This window comes from Robertmurraya sp. GLU-23 (genome assembly GCF_052983275.1).
The window spans coordinates 642,550-663,063 of the sequence record NZ_JBRKCV010000001.1 but is presented as its reverse complement, the minus strand read 5'-3'; the positions used below and the strand labels follow the sequence as shown (position 1 = coordinate 663,063).

Sequence of the window (20,514 nt, the reverse complement as noted above, 5' to 3'; positions counted from 1 at the left end):
ATTATGCTCCTTTCAGCATTAGTGCAATATCCGTGAACTCTTCATAAAGAATAATGCTATCTTCTTCTGATTCTACGATATTATCCCCTAAATGTTCGTTTGCTTTCTCGTTTATTTCACTTAAGAATAAACCTAACATTTTCCCGTTCCTTTTAGCAAAAGTTGTTGCTTCGACCTGAGAGTATTGACCATTAGAAAATAAACTTAAGAACTCTTTTTCTGCCTCTGATAAAGAATTAATGAATTCCTTTTCATCTCCATCGGAATTATCAAAATAGGAATCAAACGGAGTCTCTACTTCGGCAGTAGATTGCTCTGTTGCTCGTGTCACTTCCTCTATTTCAAAAGGGTTAACAATCCCTTTTGATGTCTCTTTATCATCGGTTTGATCATCTTCGTTAATCTCAACATGCTGAAACACTATTTGAAGTTCCAGGTTTTCCTTACTTAGACGTTTTATGTTATCATCGTTAAACTCAATAACTGGCTTCGCAAGAGTAACAACTTTCACTTCTTCATTTGGTGGATTTGGAATAGCGGTACCCATAACTTGATTGTCCTTATCCTTGACCATTTTAAATCGCTCGTTGGTTTTCTTAGCTCCGTTTGTGAATCTATCTACCAATTTATTTTTAAAATCAAATGGTAATACTTCTTCATCCACCTTGATCTCCCTCTTTTCTCCACTTAAGGTACGAGTTACATTTTCGGAAAGACGGAAGAGAGTAGTAATTTCGTTATATAAGGTATCAGTTGGTTGTATTTCTAAATGATAAACATGTTTTGCTTCATTTTCCCTTCCAATAACAGCTCCTGAAAATAAATGATTAACACTACGAACTCGCTTGCTTTTAAACCAAACATTTATTATTTTTTCATTATCAATATTATAATGTTCTTCTAATAACAAAAGGCCCTCTTTAAATACTTTGTAGATTTTATTCTTATTATCTGTAAAGAACTTTGTCTCCCGATAGTTACGAATATATGGCTTCCAATGAGTAATTGAAATATTATTTAATGGTCTTTCCTCCTCGATTATTGCTTTATAGATTGGAGGAACATAATTACGACTTGTCCATTCACTTGCCAATTCTTCCTCGCCTAGCTCATTTAACATATCTTGAATCCATCGAGGCAAGTAATTTGAAAGTTTTGGATGCATCTCCTTATAGTTTTCATACAACCTCACTAACATACTCACATTGAAGGCTGCATTGGTATTAAATGAATAGTTTAACAACTCATATACAAATACAAAGATATAGCTAAGATCTACTTCTAAATAATTTCCTTTAAGAGTTTCCTCTCTCCAATGGAAGTACCACTTTAATTGTTGCTCGTTCATGTGGTCAAACGTAGTCCAGTATGCCTGCAAAGGAATTTCTCTTGTTTTTCCTTGTGTTCGATTTTTATAATTTGCTGACTTTTTAATAAAGTCTGAGTGTGAACGTGAGTACGAAAATTCCACTCTAATTCCATCTGTATTTCTATTGGCCTTCTTAGGGTTTATTACTTCTTCTACACTTTGAAGTATTGAAGGAGGAGTCTTTAAGCGTGAATATTTCGTTATTATAATCTCTTCTTCATTGTAAAAAGGTTTACCGAATATGTTAGATTGATTCTTTGTTATTGGTATATCATTGGGATATTGATCTAACAATACCTTAATTGGAGAGGGTGTATTCTTAGTTGATTCTCCATTATTTATCGAGTTTAATTGATTGTGCCATCTCTTAATAAAAATCATATCAACCCAACCTAAAAAAACTGGTATATAAGTCCAACAAAAAATCAGGTATAAAAGTCCCCGGATGTATTTCTTGTAATAAAAAAGATGTGCGCCCAAACCTCCAAGAAATAATGCTAGGAGATAACCAACCAATTTAGATTTTTGATACATCATCGTTCGCTCCCTTAATTTTATATACCTACATTTACATATATATACAATCTTACCTTACAATTAAATACAAATAAATATGTAACGATGAATTAATCATAGCTAAAAATGTTTCCATTTGTTAAACTCCTTTTCTTATTCCAAAAGATTAATAACGGTTATTAATATTTATCGGCAAATAATGCATGTTCCCCAAAACGGTACTTTTCTCTTGCTGAAACTCTTTCATTTCAAGTTTATATATAATATCTTGTTTGTTTTTCCTCCTGCAAAGGAAGGCTAAATACCAAACATATACTAATCTTTAAAGTTCCTGTATTTTGAAGATAAGTAATATGGTATAATTTAGTGCTAATCATTTAATTTAATTCTCCATAAAAGGCTTAAAAGGATAAAAAAATGGCACCCATCTCTGAGTACCATTTATCTCTTTATAATAAAATTACTTAAGAAGAAAAATCAAAATAATTCCTCTTCAACAATCTTGGTAATTCCATCAGTTCCTTAAAACATATAGTACTTCCGATTTGTCTTGTATCAACCAAAAACAACTGATCCTCAATTTCCTTAATCACCTTTTCTTCCTGATACACCATTTCACATTCCATACAGATAATGGCCGGTGTTTCTGTAATTTCGATAGCCCTAGATCCATCCGGTAACTCCCAATATACAGAGCTTTCATTGATCCTTGCCTTCCCATCACACCACTCGCATCTAATATCCAAACTCAATCACCTACTCATTAACCGTTTTGTCTGTTTCTTCCTCAGACTGTCCGGTTGATTTTTGTTGCTGAGCCTTAAACTTCTTCTCTTTAAGTTCATCACGCTTTTGACGTTTTTCCTTTAAGGAGGAGTGATTCTGGTCTTCCTGATATTTTTGTCTTCTGTCTAACCGCTGTAAATCTTCCGGGACGAGATTGAATTTGCTGTCGTTCATAAGTGCAGAAATTCCGACTTCTGATTTGTATTTTTCAAAATTAGAATATACACTTTTGAAATAATCCTCTGCTCTACCAGGTACATAGTTCTGAGGCTCTGGATAAGAAGTGATCACACCTTCAAAGTTACGTAACACCACTTTGTCAGCACTTTGCGAGATGAGATAATTCGGCTGCAACGCAATCTTTCCTCCACCACCCGGACTATCGACGACGAAGGTTGGGACTGCGTTTTTTATTGTAAGTATAAAAGACACAAAAAAACTGCAAATCAAAGTTATTATTCCTACTTGATTTGCAGTTTCTAATAAAGATTATGGTTAAAACTGTTATATAATTAGGAGGACTCCAAAGAGTTTAAAACATAAAATATATCGAAAATAAGTAATGTTCGTTCTTACTATTCCGTTCTTACACTACAATCGATAAACTTAAATTTGAATTCCTCAAGATATTGTGTAGCACCACGAATGTCCATTCGTGGTGAATATGCATCTTTATAAACACAATTCATCCGAAAAAAAATGAGGGACCCCAGAATTAACCATTCTACATCAGTGATAAATTGGAATTTAACAACCCTCATCCAATTCTTCGCCTTTAATTAAATTTATAACATCTATAGAAAGAGGTCCTTCAACCCTGAATCCTTTCAAAGAAAAAAGTAGTTTCAGTCTTTTACACTTTGATAATTAAGTTTTTATAATATGTCTGCCTAATTTTCCCCACGTTGCGCTAGTTCTTTTTATCCAAACTGTATACTAATCAGCGAAGACAATAAAAATTTATTTGCACCTTTTGCATAACACTTCATCACAAATTACCTAGCAATATTATATTCTTTTTTACTGAGAAAAAAGTTGTACAGTGCTCCATACAGGTTAGAATCATTTCTAAACTTACAAGGTACTACTTTGGGATTTAAAACATAGAAAGGATTGGCTTTTTTAATTTCTGATATCGCCCACTGAATCCGCTCAATTAGAACGGGTTGTGCACTAATCCCTCCTCCTATTGCAAAAATTTCGGGATCCAGAATATATTGCAAATTTATGATTTGGTTAGCCAAGGAAAAACAATATTCATTAAATATCTTATTTGCTTCTTCATCCTGTTGGATTATATACTCAAACGCAACTTTACCATCTGTTGGATCTTCTATATTCTTGATTGCGGCTATTTTTCGAATCATCTCTACAGAAGAACAAACCAAGCCGAGGTAATTTCCAGATTTAGTAGCCGGATCCATACTGTTCATAACATAACTTACTTCCCCAGCGGAAAGATTCACACCGCGGTGGAGTTTACCGTCAATGATAATACCACCACCAACTCCGCTTCCAAGGATTAACACCACTGCATCCTTGTACTCTTTTATACTTCCAAGCCAAAATTCTGCCAGCGCAGCACACTTTCCATCATTTTCAATGGATACGTCTATCCCGTACTTTTCTTCAATACGCTTAGCGAGATTTACCTCATGCAAAAACGGAAATGACCCTCCGTAATAAATCATTCCGATCTCAACATCAATCGCACCTGGGCAACTTAGAGCTATCCCTTTCACCATCTTTAAATCATGTTGTTCGATAATAGAATAGATTACTTGCTCAAAATCTACCAGGTTTGTGGCTGACGTTCGTTTTCTTCCATTTTTTACGATGGATCCACCTGCATCCATTAAAGCGTACTTTGCAAAAGTGCCTCCTATATCAATCACTATATACATAGCTTTTTCTCCTAATCTAATTTATAAATTACTAGTTTGTATTCTATTATTTGTCGGATTCTCTTTTTACCCCAATTGTTAGACAAAGCCAGCAATTGGGGTGCAGTTTTACACTTAGTATATAAATTGATTATTTTTGAATGAATATCCCTGTTGAACAATTATATTTGACATATCAGTGATCTTTTTCCAAGCCTGATAGTGAAGTTCATTTGTCGTCACTTACTACGTCCAGCATGATTTTACTTTCATCTTATTTATTATTGTCTAACATGAACTAGCTTTTGATCCAATCGCTCTAATAGACCTGATGAAAACATTGGAGCGGTCAGTGGAAATTCACTTAATTCCCTAAGCGTTGCTTCTAGTATGAAAGGTAGTTTATTATCTCCCATAAGTTCCGGGAGTTCTTCTGTCAGGATTTGTTTCGTTACCTTATTTTCTAATAACTCTTTAACACTGTTATGTGTACTGAATGAAAGAATATAGCTTTTCGTAGGCATATACCCAAATACATATTCCCCTGCTGTCAACATGCATGCCACATGATCGGCCTGTTGGAGGGCAGACAGACCAGCATCTTCTAAAACAACTCCGTTCACCTTGATATGGTTTAAAGCCGCATCCGGCAGGACAACTTCCGCTGTTGTATTGAATGGAATGGTAAAGGTAAAGGATAAGGATCCGTCCTCCCCTATTTCCCAACCACTTTTAATCAGTCCGGAAGCAGTGAACAATCTCGCTTTTGCATAAGACAATTTACCGTATGGCTTTGGTGTTAGGTTAATTTTTCTAAATCCTGGTGCTTCCTCCACAGGATTAATACCGCACATCTGCTGATACATCCACTGAACGATCGAACCATAAGCATAATGGTTCAAAGAATTCATACCTGTGTCGCTGATACTGCTGTCAGGGAGAACAGAGTTCCACCTTTCCCAAATAGTTGTGGCACCTAATTTCACCGCGTACAGCCAGCTTGGATAATCTTCATTTAACAATAATTTATAAGCATAATCATTTGCCCCGTTTATCGATAACACGTTACAGAAATATGGAGTTCCCACAAAACCAGTTGTCAAATGCATTTTATCTTCACGCAGCTTAGCTTTTAAATCATTCAACACCCGTTCGCGTAGCTCTTCTGGAATTAAGTCCATATATAAAGCCACAATCATAGCAGTTTGAGTGTTAATCGCGCTTCTGCCATTTGGCGTGAAGTATTCCTTCTGGATTGCCTCTTTTACTTCATTTGAAAGCTTCGTGTATTGTTCGGCCACATCATTTCTCCCCAAGACACCCGCAGCCTTCGCCACAAGCTGTGCCGAATAACAATAATAAGCAGAAGCAATATAAAATGGGTCGGTTCCTCCCGTCAAACTGCTTGGATCCTTAACGTCGAGTGCTAACCAATCAGCAAAATGGAATCCTGTCTTCCATAACCGTTTGCTGCCAGTCTCATCATCAATCTTTTTGATGTAGTCAACCCAATCCCTCATCGTATCGAACTGGCTGCGAAGAAGTTCTTTGTCTCCGTATGTCAGATATAAGGTCCAAGGAATGACCGTTGCCGCATCTCCCCAAGCAGTCGAACCGTGGCCATTAATAAAACCGCCGCCCTCTTTTGGCTTTACGACAGGGACTGTGTACGGAACAGACCCGCCAAGTCTATTTTGTTCTTCCCTTAAGTCAAACATAAATTTCTTATAAAAAGCCGGTGAATACATATTATAGGAAGCTGTCTGAGCAAAAACTTGAGCATCCCCTGTCCATCCCATTCTCTCATCCCTCTGTGGACAGTCGGTCGGCACATCCAGGAAGTTGCCTTTTTGGCCCCAAAGAGCATTACTAAATAACTGATTCACTAATGAATTGGAGGTTTCAATGGTTCCAGTCTGCTCAAGCTCGCTATAAATGACACAGCCAGTAAAATCATTCAAATCGATACCATCCTCAAAACCATTCAGCTTTACATAACGGAATCCATAAAAGGTAAAGTTAGGCTGTACAACTCTTTCACTTCCATCTGAGATATAAACAAATTCAGCCTTTGCTGTACGTAAATTATCTCTGTAAAAATTATCATTTTGTAGTATTTCACCATATTGCAGAAGTAGCTTTGTTCCCTTTGCAGCATTGGTTTTGAACCGTACCCAGCCTGTCATTATTTGGCCAAAGTCAAGAACAGTCTCACCCGCAGGCGTATGAATTAATTTAACTGGCTTTTTTTCCTCCATAATTTTCACAGGCACGTTGATGCGAGCCTGGAACCGTTCTGTTTTGACTTCGGTAATTTTGACATTTGACCAGCTGCTATCATCAAATTCCTTTGTGCTCCAGTTCTCCAGTTCCAGATTGGCATCATAAATTTCACCATCGTATATATTGCTAAATAGGACCGGCGATGGAGCGGATTTCCACTCCTGATTGGTAGGAATGACTTCCTCTGTCCCGTCAGCAAGTGTGACAATAATTTCGCCTTTTACTGCAAATTCATCCCCATACAATTCGTGGAATCCACCGTCAAAACCGAAACGCCCTTTATACCAGCCGTTGCCAAGTTTTACGCCAACTGCATTATTACCACTTGTTAAAAAATCCGTAATATCATAAGTTTGATACTGCAGCCAAAAATCGTACGCATTGTATCCAGGAGCGAAATATTCGTCGCCAACCCGTTTTCCGTTAATTTCAAGTTCGTACAATCCTACCCCGGTTATATAAGCTCTTGCTTTCACCACACTTTGAGGCAAATAAAATTCTTTCCTAATCAACGGGTGAATTTGCTTATTTAAATCAGGAGTAACCCATACACCCTTAAATGGTTCATCCATTTTTGCTGTTTCAAACCAAGCCGTTTCACTAGTTACTTCTTCTCCGGCATTGCCCCACACCGTTACACGCCAGTAATAACGAGTACAGGGAGACAGACTTAAGTGTGGTGAATAGGCTAAACTATCGATGTCCTGTTTCTTTCCACTATCAAAAACTACTTCGGTAAAGTTTACATCGACAGCAATTTCAACCCGGGCCGCTTTCTGAAAAATAGATTGACTTTCTCCAGTCTCAGTTATCCAGGAGAGATTCAATTGATCCAATTCAAAACCCAATGGATTCTTTACATGATTGGTTCTTAAGTGTCCTATCTTCATAACCATAACCTCCAATGTAAGAAAACGTTTTCTATTACTTTCACTATTATTTTAAATTTTAATGATATTCATTTATGGTATCATTTTAAGAAAAACAGTATTTTTTTAAGATATTTTTTATTAAAAACTAATTCGAGAGAGGAAAATTAATGGATCCGTATCACTGGTATAAATGAATGAATCTTAAATATCCCATAAACTCATTCCCATAATTTCTTATGAGTATCACATAATGAATCCGAAGTTCACGCTTGTTTTATTCATTTTTTCAAACACATAGTTACCAATCCACATTAGTAAATAGGAAATGAGACTTCCACCGAAAAAAGGAATAAGTCCTGGCAACTTAATAAACAGGTAACAAAGGGTTCCACTCAAGGTTACCATGCAAAACGTTGCAATCGGATAAAGGGTCATTAAAATAAAGGCATTTTTTACACCTACCGCTAAACGAACGTCAAAATGGCTAAAGACTGGAAAAACATATAATAATGTAAGGAAAAATAAGAAAATGACGATTATGTTTGGAATATATAGTAATTTCACTACTTGGACCGTGGTTGCCTCTACTATTCTAATATTTGAATACAATAAAATACCAACTAGCATAACTATAAGTCCTAATAGATTACTTTTAGCAAATTCTTTTTTATAGGTGAACCAGAAGGTTTTAAATACAGGGATATCATACTGTTTTAAAACCCATTTACGAACAACAGCAAACATGGCTGTTGTAGAAGGGAAAAAGCCAAAAAAGAAAAAGCCCAAGAACGTAAATGCAATCCAAAGAATGTTCACATAAGCAAACTTGATGATCCATTCCGAAATACTATAAAAACTGCGCATAAAACCTTCCATCTGTCGTATCCCCCTTTGTTATTCCTCTTTTATAGTTAACTAATCAATCTATTGAAACATAAAGGGCCCATTGCTTAACAATAGACCCTCCATCAATCATCCTTTTACGGATCCGAGTGCAATCCCTTTCACCAGATATTTTTGGAAGAATGGATAGGCGATTAAGATGGGCAGCACCCCAATAACAGCAATTGCCATACGCACTCCAGTAGTTGGAATTTCTGAAGCTGCTTGGCTGGCATTTGTGCCTAAATTGCTACTTGCTAAAAACTGAATGTCAGCAATCATCCTATTCAAGATGTTCTGGATACTGAATAATGATGGTTCTGTTATATAAATCAGTCCATTAAGCCAATCATTCCAATAAACGATGGTTTGAAGCAGCCCGATCGTAGCAAGTATTGGCATTGATAGCGGCAGAATAATGGAAAAGAAGGTTCTGAATTCCCCTGCACCATCCATCCGTGCGGATTCAATAACAGGCTCAGGTATGGAGGTCATAAAAAAGGTTCTCATTAATAATACGTTAAAGCCATTCATGAGCAACCCAGGAACGATTAATGCCCAAATAGTATTTTTAACATCAATTACTTGTGTATAAACGAGATAGGTTGGAACCAGTCCACCATTGAATAAAAGTGTAAAGAAAACATAGAACGCAAAAATGTTTCTGAAAGGTAAATCCCGGCGAGAAAGGGCATAAGCCAAAAACGAGGTAATTGCCAGGCTGACTAAAGTTCCAAATACTGTAACGAATATAGTAATTCCATAAGCTCTTAAAATACTTGATGAATTATTAAACAAGTACTCATAAGCCGCAAAGCTAAATTCCTTTGGAATGAAGGTATATCCTTCCTTCATAATGCCCGCTTCACCTGAAAACGATGAAGACACAAGAATGATAAACGGAATGATGCTTCCTACTGCGAGGATACTTAGAAAAATATGAGAAACCCATTGTGTGATTCGATCTGATTTATACATGTTGTTCCACCTCCAGATTAAAATAGGGCATTGTCTTTACTTTTTCTACGGACCAGATAATTAGATAATAACACCAGTACAAATCCCACGATGGATTGGTATAAGCCTGCAGCTGATGACATACCGATATCGCCAAGTTGCATTAATCCACGATATACATAAGTATCAATAACATTCGTCGTATCATATAAGGTTCCTGAATTCATTGGCACTTGGTAGAACAAACCGAAATCCGAGTAAAAAATACGGCCTATTGCCAGTAAGGTCATCATGACAATGACTGGCATAATGGAAGGTATCGTAATATGGATAATTTGCTTCCATTTATTAGCTCCATCCAATGTGGCTGCTTCATAGTACTCTTGGTCGATCCCAATAATAGCCGCCAAGTAAATAACGCATAAAAATCCAACACCCTTCCACATATTGATGAAGGTTAAAATATACGGCCAATATTTTGCCTCGTTATACCATGAAATCCCTTCAATCCCAAGCAGCGGTAGAATCGTTTTGTTTAAATACCCAACATCCTCGCTAAGGAAGGCAAAACCTAAATAACTTACAATAACCATCGAAATTAAGAATGGCAGAAGAATGACACTTTGATAAAAGCCTTTTGCTAGCTTGTTTTTAATTTCATTTAACATAATCGCTACACCTATCGCGAGGACCGTATTTAGGATAATAAATCCTCCATTATACAGAATAGTATTCCGTGTAATAACATAGGCATCTCTAGTGCTAAACAAATATTCAAAGTTCTTAAATCCAATCCAATCACTAGCTAAAATCCCTTTAGCATAGTCGATATCTTTAAAAGCAATGATTAAGCCAAACATCGGAAGATAATTGTTAATTAATAAATAAATGATCCCAGGAGTCATCATGATGAATAGCGGTAAGTACCTTTTCATTTTTAACATCCTGGTATTAGTCTTTTTCTCAGTGATCGTTTGGACATTCAATTTCTTCACTGTAACCTCTGGCATCTTATTTCCCCCTTACTCCATATTGTTTACGCTTACATAAATAACTTACTTTTATAGTTTTATTCTATAAGAGTAATAGGTTTTCAACTATCTATATTACGACTGCCATTTTTGTTTTTCCGACTTTAGGAAAAAATAGATTCCAGAAGATTCAACATCGACAACATTCATAGGGGTAAAAAAAGAGAACTAGAAATAAACTAGCTCTCTTTTCCAACTCTTATTCCATGGCTTTCCATTCCTCGCATTGCTTTTAGGATGAAATCTACCTATTTTTACTTTTTGAAACTTTATATTAGTTTACTTTTCTTTCCCATTATTTCGAGGCCTACTGGTAATTCATAATTCAAATCAATTTCTCCAGTTTCGAAATTCTTCTGCCAAGAAACTTTAACCATTCCTTTTGGTGTAATGACCTCACCCTCAGCCCAGTCAAAGTAACCTACGGTAGGTGATATCTCTATTTTACTAAATCCGGGCTCAACAGGCCTAACACCAAGAACTACTGCTGGTAATTCATACAGAATGAGTGCTCCCCAGGCATGACAATCACTTCGCTGGTTCACATGATCCTCCACACACGTCGTGAGATTATTCTCTACCATAGCTCGCCATAGATCCCATAAGTCTCTTGTCACCTCATACAATCCCACTTTTTCTATAGCTCGGAATAGATAAAACGACATTGCTACTGAGCACTTTGGATATGATTGATCATCTAGAACCCTACTTAAAATCAAGGCTCCCTGCTCTTTATCAATCGTATCTGTTAAGATCGCAAATACTTGGCAGTGCTGACTATACTCCTCTACACCAGGACCATCCTGATATAATCCATTTGCACCTCTACAGAATTTATTAATAGCCTGTTGAACTTTTACTCCGCGCTCCACATACTCGTTACCCAATTCTTTCCTACCAACATAATCTGCGAGTTTTGCTGCATGCTGCAAGCCCATTACATATAAGAAACTTTCCATTGTAATGGGTCCATTCAAAATTGCCCTAGGAACACCAGATGTTTCATCCCATTGTGTAGTCCAGTCAATAAATGACCAGAACCTATCTTTTCCGTTAAGTCCTCCGATTTTCCCAACAAGACCCGACTTATTGATATGCTTATTAAAATAATTCAAAATACCATCTATAGTAGTAAGATGTTCCTTAATTAATTCTTTGTCTCCAAAAAACATCATATGATCATATAACATCATAATATAATAAATCGAAAATCCCGGTATCACATTTGGGCCAGTTGCTGGATAAGACGCATTCAATAATCCATCATAACGCTGTGATCGTTTAAAATCATCGATGCATTTACGTGCCAGTCTGTCGTCTGCCGATGTCATATAGGTATATAAGATTTGTGATCTAGAATCCATTGCATATTGCAGCTGTTCATAGAACGGACAATCCTCATATGTTTCATGCATGCATCGTCTCAGTGTACGTTCACTAATAGCCCAAATATTTAGTAAAGTGTCATCCGATGTACGGGCTTTTGTTCGTACCTCAAGCGGATAGCCTGTCTCACGATAATCAAATTTCCCAATGGTAAGCGCCTGATTTGACGTTTGTATCTCTAATTGGATAAACCGAAACGTTCTGAACCAGAAGGGCTCATATTCTTCGAATTTTTCTTCATCCCCAAATCCGCCTACGATATATTCATCAGTGAATCCGAATAAAGTTCCTCCCTGACAATCCATACGGTCCTTTTTCTTAGGCAAAGTCATAAAGCTTTTAACATCTTCATTAGGGTAGCCATAGGATTCAGATGTTAATATCTTTATTTTTGTTCCTTCTCCTCCTGACATTGCCAGTTGCAAATAACCTGTTGTCAGCTCACCTGCATTGATTTCTATTATTTCATGAGAATTAGCAGGAATAGTGATACTCCTTTTCCCAAATAACATATCATTCCATTCTTCCTGCTTTTTCTCTGATTGCCTGACACAAAAGACACCTCTAAACTGTCTATCAATTTGATTCATTGAAGGAATACTTCTTGGCATTAGGTTTCCGGGACTATCAGCCCTACTAATCTCAAAGATTGTATAGGCTTTTGATTCTTCCCAGTCCCGGTCATTGTATTCCTGAGACTTCCACCCAAAAACCTCTAGGTTTCCTTCTGCCTTTTCAAGGATGTGAAGCGGAGCAAAGAAAAGATTCTCAGAAACAATCTCTAATCTTGTTTCTTTCTTACAGCGCCAAGTCGTATCGGCCATAATGTTTACTTCATTTCCAGTATAATTAACAAAACTGCCATTAAAATAAAACCCAGGAGTTTCTGTCCTAAAGATCCCATGATTTCCTTTATGGTGATTTGTTGGATAACGTAATACTATAGCTGCAAGTACATTCTTTCCCTTTTTCAAAAAGGAAGCAATATTTTTTTCATCGTAAAACCAAACTTTGTTATCACCTTTGCTAGGTCCCACTTCTATCAGTTTTTCATTGACATAAAATTTATATCTAGAGTCTGCAGATAGTTTTACGATAAAGTTTTCAGGTACTTCCTCTAACTCCAAGACTTTTCTAAAATAGACGATCTGGGTAGACTCTTTATCCTCAGCATTCCAAGAAGGAATCCATATCCAGCTTGATAAAGGCAATGTAAACTCCATTTTATTCTCCATTCTTCTTTCATAATTATTATTAAAATGTCACATGCAACGCCACTGCACTGTATAAAATACACGTCGCAATAGATTAATAGGACCTATTATTAGTAGGTCCTATTATTTCTTTACGGATATACTATTGTGTTATAGTAAATCTTAGTGCCTTTTATTCTTTGTTTTTAGCTACCCATTCATCAAGCTGCCTTTGTTTTTCAGCAATAATTCTATCTATACCGGCAGCTTTTAATTTAGAAATAAATTCCGGCAGATGTTTATCCGGATCGACACTTCCAGTATCAAGCCCCGGCTGATATTGATTTACCACATTGCTTACACTGGCTATTTCCGTTTTAACTTTTGAACTGTCAAAAGTAAAACCAAGTGCGTTAGAGATAGGGGCTGTTTTGTTATTTTCAGCTAGTATTTTATAGTTATTTGGGTCATTTCCCTCCCAAACATGAGCAATCAATTGGTTTCCAAAGAGCCAATCCTGTCCTAAACCGTATCCAGTGTTATTTGCATCCACACCTTCTGGAAAGCCAATTGTTCCATCTGATTTTTCAACATAATGTTTACCTTCGATTCCCCAATCAATCAAGTTAATTAGGTCAGCATCTGTATATGTTAAATTCAAAAACTTCATGGCTGCTTCAGGATTTTTGCTGGTTACCGGTATAACCCAAGTAAGTCCATTAATTATGCCTGAAGTTATTAGAGGATCCTGTAATTTCTTTGCAACAAACGGGTGTCCAGTATTTCTAGTCAATTGAGTATCCGCACCTACTTCACTAGGTGAAAACTGTGAGAAACCTTTTCCTACCTTTAATAAATTAACTGCAGTTTCAGTAGATGTTGCCGCACCCTTCATAATATAACCTTTTTCATTCCAATCCCTCATCGTTTCAAGAAGCGCTTTATACTCATCTGATTCATAAACATTAACCACATTGTAATTATCGTTACCAATGATGACTCCTAAACCGTCTCCTAAACTATCGTATTTCGGTTGCATTAATAGGGATCCTGGTGCCAGGCTAACATTACCAGCGCTTTGTGGGATAAGCATAGCCATATCCGGTTCCTTTTCTGATACTACCTCATATATTTCAGCAATGTCGTCTAAGGTTTTTACATTGTCAATACTCAATCCATATTTATCAAGGATATCTTTTCTCATGACAATATTAGGAACTCCTGCTTTACCATTACCAACGGTTACCCCGTATACTTTTCCATCTACTGTCGTACCTTTTAAAAAGTCGTCTCCAAGTGTTGATTTAATCCCCTGACCATGCTTTTGCAATAAATCAGTTATATCTAATAATTGTTTCTGGGCAGCCATAGAAGGAAATTGACCAATTGTTGGCATTAAATCAAGATCTTCGTTGCCGGAAATCATTAGTGTAACTTGTTGATTCCAGTTTCCTCCACTAACAGGTTTTAAATTCACCTTTACATTGATCTTATCAATTGAAATTTTATTAATTTCATCTTCTACTTGCTTCAAATCCTTAGGGATTGTACCGAAGTAAGGAAATGCATACGTAATCTCAACTGGTTGGTCTTTTGATGAAGCTGTTTCTTTTTCTTCCCTGCTACTTTTACTTGCGTCACTACAACCAGATAGAATTGTTGCAGCTAATAATACAAACAGGGCAATCATTTTGAATCTTTTTTTCAAATAAATCTCCCCCTCTTTTTTATCCGTTATCGGATTAGCTTAAGTTTAAATTAATCCTCCGAAATACTCTTTAAATATTCTGACTTTCGTTTTTCCACTTCCGACCATAAAAAAGAAAGGGCTTACAAAATAATTTTTCATAGGGAATTTCAACCCACAATTTAATTTTTTCCGACTTCTATTGTCAAATTTCCGACTTTCTATATTTTTTTCTATAGTCCGATGGAGTGATATCGGTAACTTTTTTAAATTTATTACTAAAATAGGCGAAATTATCATATCCTACCTTTTGGGCGATCTCACTAATTGGCATATCTGAATATAAGAGCAAACTAGTGGACCTTTTAATTCTTTGTTCCGCTACGTATTCAGTCAGTGATAAACCTGTTGATTTCTTAAATATTCTTGTTAGATAATCGGGATTTAGGAAGACAAAGTTAGCAATATCATCTCTAGAGATATCATTCTGGAGATTATTATTAATATATTCTTTGACCTTAGCAATCACTGACTGGGGTTTTGTGACTTCTTCAGAATAATCAACTGCCTTTTTAATAAAATATGTTATCCAATTACTCATACTATCAATTGATTCAGTTGATTCTCTATACATATCCTGTGAATTAAAGTCTTCAAAAAGCTGATGTGCCTGTACCTCTTTTTGTACTAGATAAGAATATACCAGTTGTAACATATCTTGTTGAAATATATTTAGAACCTGGACATTAAGCTTATCTTCTGCTGCTAAATTGTAAATATAACTTATTATTTCTTTTATCAAATTTTCTTTTTCTCCATGCTGCAACATTAATGACCAGTCGTAAATTAATTCCTTCCTAACTAAAAACTGTGATTCAGTGTCACTTTTCCCTTCATTAAACTCAAAGATTTTACTTGTTAGTGCCACATTGTTTTTGTCCATAACCAATAGCTGTTTATACATTTCTGCAAGCTGCTCTCCAAAAACAAACTTTCCTATATAACAACCAACACTACATCCTAAATATTGATTACAAATTCTAATATATTCTTCACAGGACTTTCTGATTTTTACTAGATATTGTTCTTTGTTATTAACTGTTGGTAAAATTACTGCTAACTGACCTTCTAAATAAAAGACTGAATTAGATTGTAAATTTTTAGAAATCACATCACGCGCTATGTTTATTAAGGCATAATCTAGTAAGTGATCATTCCAACTACCTAAATTGGTTACAAGCCGTTTTTTACTAATCAAAATCAAAAGATATTGATCATCTATTTTATATTCTACATTTCTTTTTTTAGCATCTTGTGTGATTCCAGAAGGATTTTCAGATATCGTTCCTTTTAAAAGATCAGACCAGAAACCTTTTTCGATCATCGATTGATTATTAATCCAAAACTCTCCGTATTCACTATATTCTTTTAATTTCATACTCGAGTTAATTTTGGATATCACATTATAGATAACTTCTTCTAACTTCTCAAAAGGGATTGGCTTTACTAAGTAATCAGAACAACCAAGACTAATTGCCTTTTTGGCAAACTCAAACTCAGCATGTGAAGTCAATAAAATACTTTCTGTATCTGGAGAATTATCTTTCATCCATTGAAGTAATTCCAATCCACTGCCTTGAGGCATCTCTATATCACAAACAGCTAAATCAATTTTTTTGTCAGAAATTATCTCTTTTGCCTGAGAGATATTAAAAGCTGTAAATATCTCTGTAATATTGAGTCTATCCCAGTTAATACTGTGTTTAATGGCTCTTACTGTTTGTATTTCATCATCAACTATGATGATATTCATAACTTTATCTACTCCTTTTCCAAAGGTAATACGATTTCGACACATGCACCTGAATTGTCACTATTACTTACTTTTATACTAGCAATGTCCCCATAGATTAGTTTGACCCTTTGCTTCACATTCCAAATACCGATGCTTTTTCCTTGTTCTATTTCAATATTACCATGATTTATTTTGTCTAATGCTTCAGCAGAGAATCCCTTTCCACTGTCTTGGATAATAATATTTACATATCTGCCATTCTCATTTTCAACTAGAGTTGCCTTTATTAATACATTTATAGGCTCGTATATGTTTAAAGCATGTTTTACTATATTTTCAATAAAAGTTAGAAGTATAAGTGGTGGAATAGGTACATCCATTAACCGCTGATCTGTGTCAATTTCACAACTCAAATTAACTCCTGACCGAATTCTGTGTATTTGAAGAAAGTTCTGTACATGCTTCAACTCGTCTTCGAAGGGAACCTGCAGGAAGTCCCCTTTGTACATATACCTTAAATAATCCGCCAAATAACGTACCATCTCTTGAATTAACTTATAATCTTTCATTTCTGCCATACTAAAAATCGTATTGAAAGCGTTTAAATAAAAGTGCGGTCTAATCTGCACCTGAAGAAACTGCAATTCCGCCCTTTGTTTGTTGATCTGTTCCTCGTAAATATCAATTTTCAATTGTTTAATCTGTGCAACCATATTATTAAAGGCTTTGTTTAATACCATAAACTCGTAGGGATGTTCCTCATCTTTAATTTGATAATCCAGTTCTCCATTTTCAATTTTATCAATGGCAAACTTTAGTTTTTTAACTGGTCTGAAAATCCAGTTTCTCAAAATGAGAAACGTTAAGGGAATTAAAAATATGGAAAGAGATGCTATAAAAACTATAGAAATTTGAATAAAATTTAGCCCTTCTAGAAGGCTTTTATTATTGTTAACAGACATTAACCTAAAACTACCAAGTCTTGAATCTTTCCCTATAACCATATATTTATTGTTTGTACCTGTAAAATAGTAGCTTTCTTGTTTATCTGATAAATCGATGTTGTTATTTATTATATAATCTATATTGTTCATGGGCGTTCCAGCGGATGTAGCTAATAATACAGACCCCATTTGCTTTAATTCAATACCATTTAGATAATTTAAAAAGGTTTCAACATTTATCCAGGCTCCAATATGAATATCTCCTACCTCTATATTTCGTTGTACATAGTAAGAGGAATCAACAGAAACTGGAAACCATTCTTTTTTGTTAAATTTTGTCCCCTTATCAATAGAATTTTTCGTGTAATTCTCCATAGCTATCCTCTCATTGTAGTTTGTTCTCGCACTATAAGAGTATAAATAGTCCTTTGTTGACTTTGAATAGATGTATATACCATCAACTAATTGGAATGAGGAGATAGATTCAACTATATTTTTACTTAAATTTACTTTAGATGCCATTCTGTCTCCTTCATTTGAATTTTCCAAATTAATAATATTAATATCATATGTAATGATTCTCAGGAGATAAGCATCTACATTTTTTAGTTCAGAATCAATTTGATTCATATATAGAGAAATAGTGTCGCTTTTTGATTCTGCCACCTTTTCACGAAAAAGCTTTATCGAATAAAAGTTATTAAAAATAAGGATAAATACAAGTGGAATAATGACTAATTGCGAACCAACTGTAAGCTTAAAAATCAAAGATTTATAGATTTTCCCATTCTTTTGTCTTAGCATTTTCTCCCTACTTTCGAGATTTTTTAGAAAATTCTTTTTCTTATTATACAATAAGAATCAAATAATCATATCTTATTTAAAATAATTGCTTGAACTCGAGGAAATATGATACTACGGAGCCACTGTAATTCGTGATGATTATGATAATATAATAGTCTTAAGATTATATTTCGTAGATATTGTGGATATAAAAAAACGTCTTAACCCATTGATATCAACGGATTTAGACGTTATAAATTAATTAACAATAACCGTAATATGTTACTAGTGTACTACTAATGTTCTAATAGTTATTTTTTCGTTCATTAAGTTCTTTAATAATTGTAGGATACTTTTTATCTAATTTATAAAAATAGAGTAGTAAGATAGATAAGACACTCAAAATAATTGGTACATGAATAAACACGAATTTTATGGATGTTAATGCTGCTACGGATTGTTCAGCTTGTCCACCTACATATCCGCCAATTCCCATAAGTACACCTAAAATCATACCTCCAACACCTGTTCCAACTTTTTCTCCGAATGTTCCTGCGCTGAGCGAAAGCCCTTCCGTCCTTATACCCGTCTTCCACTCACCATACTCGACGCTATCTGCTAACATTACGAATGCAGCTACACCAAGCGGTGCTCCACCCAAGCCACGTATAAATGACCCTACAGACACCATTAAAATACTCTCAGGGTCAAGCCAGATAATTAATGCCCCAATAATACTTACAACTCCACCTATCACAGCAAGATTTCGTTTTCCAATCTTTTTAAATAAATAATCCATAAAAAACATCATAAGGATGGTTGGCAATATTGTCGCTACAGCTAAAACTCCCATTAAGTTTGGATCACCTAAAATATATTGCGCATAATAAACGGCCACACCACTCAGACCAGCACCAACAAATGATAAAATAATAATAGATATCGTTAATAACCAATACTTGTTCTTCACAAGTGCTTTCAGACTATGTTTGATCGGCACTGTATCTTTCTTTTCAGTAGTTCTTACATCAACCCGTTCTTTTGTGTTTTTAAATACGATTAAATAAAGTAAAGCACCAACAATACCATATACAACGGCCATAAATATCCAACCATTTTTGCCACCCCCAAGGAAACTTACTAACGGGAGAGTAACTACGGCAACAAGCAATCCTCCAATTAAGCCAAAAGCGGCTCTAGAAATACTCAACTGTCCCCTTTGAGTTTGATCTTGTGATAATGTGACAAGCATAGTGTTATATGGTACAGAGATCATTGTAAAAGTAACTCCGATTGCTAATACATAAGTTATAAACGCATATACAACTTTACCAGTTTGACCAACTTCTGGCGAAGTAAATAACAGTACCATTGCTAATATATAAGGTATTGCCATCCATAGTAGCCATGGCTTTGCTTTACCATATTTTGACTTTGTTTTATCAACTACCATACCCATTCCTAGGTCTGTTACACCGTCAAAAATTCGTGCTATCATTAGGAGTGTCCCTACAGTGGCAATTGCAATTCCAGCAATTTCTGTATAAAAAAACACAATAAATGAATTAGCTGTAGTTATCATAAGATTGGCTGATAGATTTCCTAAACCATAAGATACTTTTTCTTTAACACCTAATTTTTGAACAGGTAATTCAGTTTCAGCATTCATAATGTTTACTGCTTTTTCTTCCAAATTAAACACTTCCTTTAACTCACTATATTTAGCACTATTATTTTTTTACTCTTTTATTTAATGGAAAAACACTTTGCGTGAACGGTTTCAAAAAGTACAAGATTTATCTGCATCTTGTTTTAGTTTTCGGAATCCATGTGGTCCATCCGTAATCAAAACATAAGTATCCCAATTCGTCTCACTATTTTGGTAGGCTGTAAATTTAATTCAGCGTATACCCCGATATTCCCACTATAGTTGTTTCTTGTACGAGTTGTTGGATAGTTTCTTTATGATTCATAAGATCCTCCTAATAGTATTTTTTCTCTAACTTGATTTGAATTTTAAACGTTTTCATTGTACTATTTTAGTAAATAAATAATTTTTTCGGTAAAAATATAATTCATTTTAAAACGTTTTCAAGGAAAATTTAGAGTTTAAGAATTATGGATTTGTGGATTGGAGGTATTTCTTA

At 35.2% G+C, this 20,514-nt stretch carries 12 protein-coding genes and 1 pseudogene; all 13 read right to left on the bottom strand.

What is annotated here, in order from left to right:
* Position 1: 1 nt before the first annotated feature.
* On the bottom strand, positions 2-1,903 hold the full coding sequence (locus ACVBAX_RS03375) for a TerB N-terminal domain-containing protein (RefSeq protein WP_447116031.1): 1,902 nt from the start codon (positions 1,901-1,903) through the stop codon (positions 2-4).
* A 446-nt stretch (positions 1,904-2,349) separates the two neighbouring features.
* Positions 2,350-2,631, bottom strand: coding sequence for a YokU family protein (locus ACVBAX_RS03370; protein ID WP_447115874.1), 282 nt, complete (start codon positions 2,629-2,631; stop codon positions 2,350-2,352).
* Between the two features lie 10 nt (positions 2,632-2,641).
* Positions 2,642-3,076: pseudogene (locus ACVBAX_RS03365) on the bottom strand (lysine 2,3-aminomutase); the annotation flags it as partial.
* A 590-nt stretch (positions 3,077-3,666) separates the two neighbouring features.
* Positions 3,667-4,575 (bottom strand): ROK family protein, encoded by a 909-nt coding sequence (locus ACVBAX_RS03360; RefSeq protein WP_447115873.1) that lies wholly within the window; start codon positions 4,573-4,575, stop codon positions 3,667-3,669.
* A 260-nt stretch (positions 4,576-4,835) separates the two neighbouring features.
* On the bottom strand, positions 4,836-7,727 hold the full coding sequence (locus tag ACVBAX_RS03355; protein ID WP_447115872.1) for a family 78 glycoside hydrolase catalytic domain: 2,892 nt from the start codon (positions 7,725-7,727) through the stop codon (positions 4,836-4,838).
* 225 nt (positions 7,728-7,952) lie between these two features.
* On the bottom strand, positions 7,953-8,585 hold the full coding sequence (locus ACVBAX_RS03350) for a YesL family protein (protein WP_447115871.1): 633 nt from the start codon (positions 8,583-8,585) through the stop codon (positions 7,953-7,955).
* Between the two features lie 96 nt (positions 8,586-8,681).
* The gene (locus tag ACVBAX_RS03345) at positions 8,682-9,569 is read right to left on the bottom strand and encodes a carbohydrate ABC transporter permease (protein WP_447115870.1); all 888 of its coding nucleotides are present in this window, start codon (positions 9,567-9,569) and stop codon (positions 8,682-8,684) included.
* A 17-nt stretch (positions 9,570-9,586) separates the two neighbouring features.
* Positions 9,587-10,492, bottom strand: coding sequence for an ABC transporter permease (locus ACVBAX_RS03340; RefSeq protein ID WP_447116030.1), 906 nt, complete (start codon positions 10,490-10,492; stop codon positions 9,587-9,589).
* Between the two features lie 356 nt (positions 10,493-10,848).
* A complete protein-coding gene (locus tag ACVBAX_RS03335; RefSeq protein WP_447115869.1) occupies positions 10,849-13,188 on the bottom strand; it encodes an alpha-L-rhamnosidase-related protein in 2,340 nt (779 codons plus the stop codon).
* Between the two features lie 163 nt (positions 13,189-13,351).
* Entirely contained in the window at positions 13,352-14,866 is a 1,515-nt protein-coding gene (locus ACVBAX_RS03330) for an ABC transporter substrate-binding protein (RefSeq protein WP_447115868.1), read from the bottom strand.
* A gap of 184 nt (positions 14,867-15,050) precedes the next feature.
* Positions 15,051-16,658 carry a response regulator transcription factor gene (locus ACVBAX_RS03325; RefSeq protein ID WP_447115867.1) on the bottom strand — a complete coding sequence of 536 codons (1,608 nt, stop codon included), beginning with the start codon at positions 16,656-16,658 and terminating at the stop codon, positions 15,051-15,053.
* A gap of 8 nt (positions 16,659-16,666) precedes the next feature.
* Positions 16,667-18,388 (bottom strand): sensor histidine kinase, encoded by a 1,722-nt coding sequence (locus ACVBAX_RS03320; protein WP_447115866.1) that lies wholly within the window; start codon positions 18,386-18,388, stop codon positions 16,667-16,669.
* A gap of 283 nt (positions 18,389-18,671) precedes the next feature.
* Positions 18,672-20,060 (bottom strand): MFS transporter, encoded by a 1,389-nt coding sequence (locus ACVBAX_RS03315; protein WP_447115865.1) that lies wholly within the window; start codon positions 20,058-20,060, stop codon positions 18,672-18,674.
* Positions 20,061-20,514: the final 454 nt, after the last annotated feature.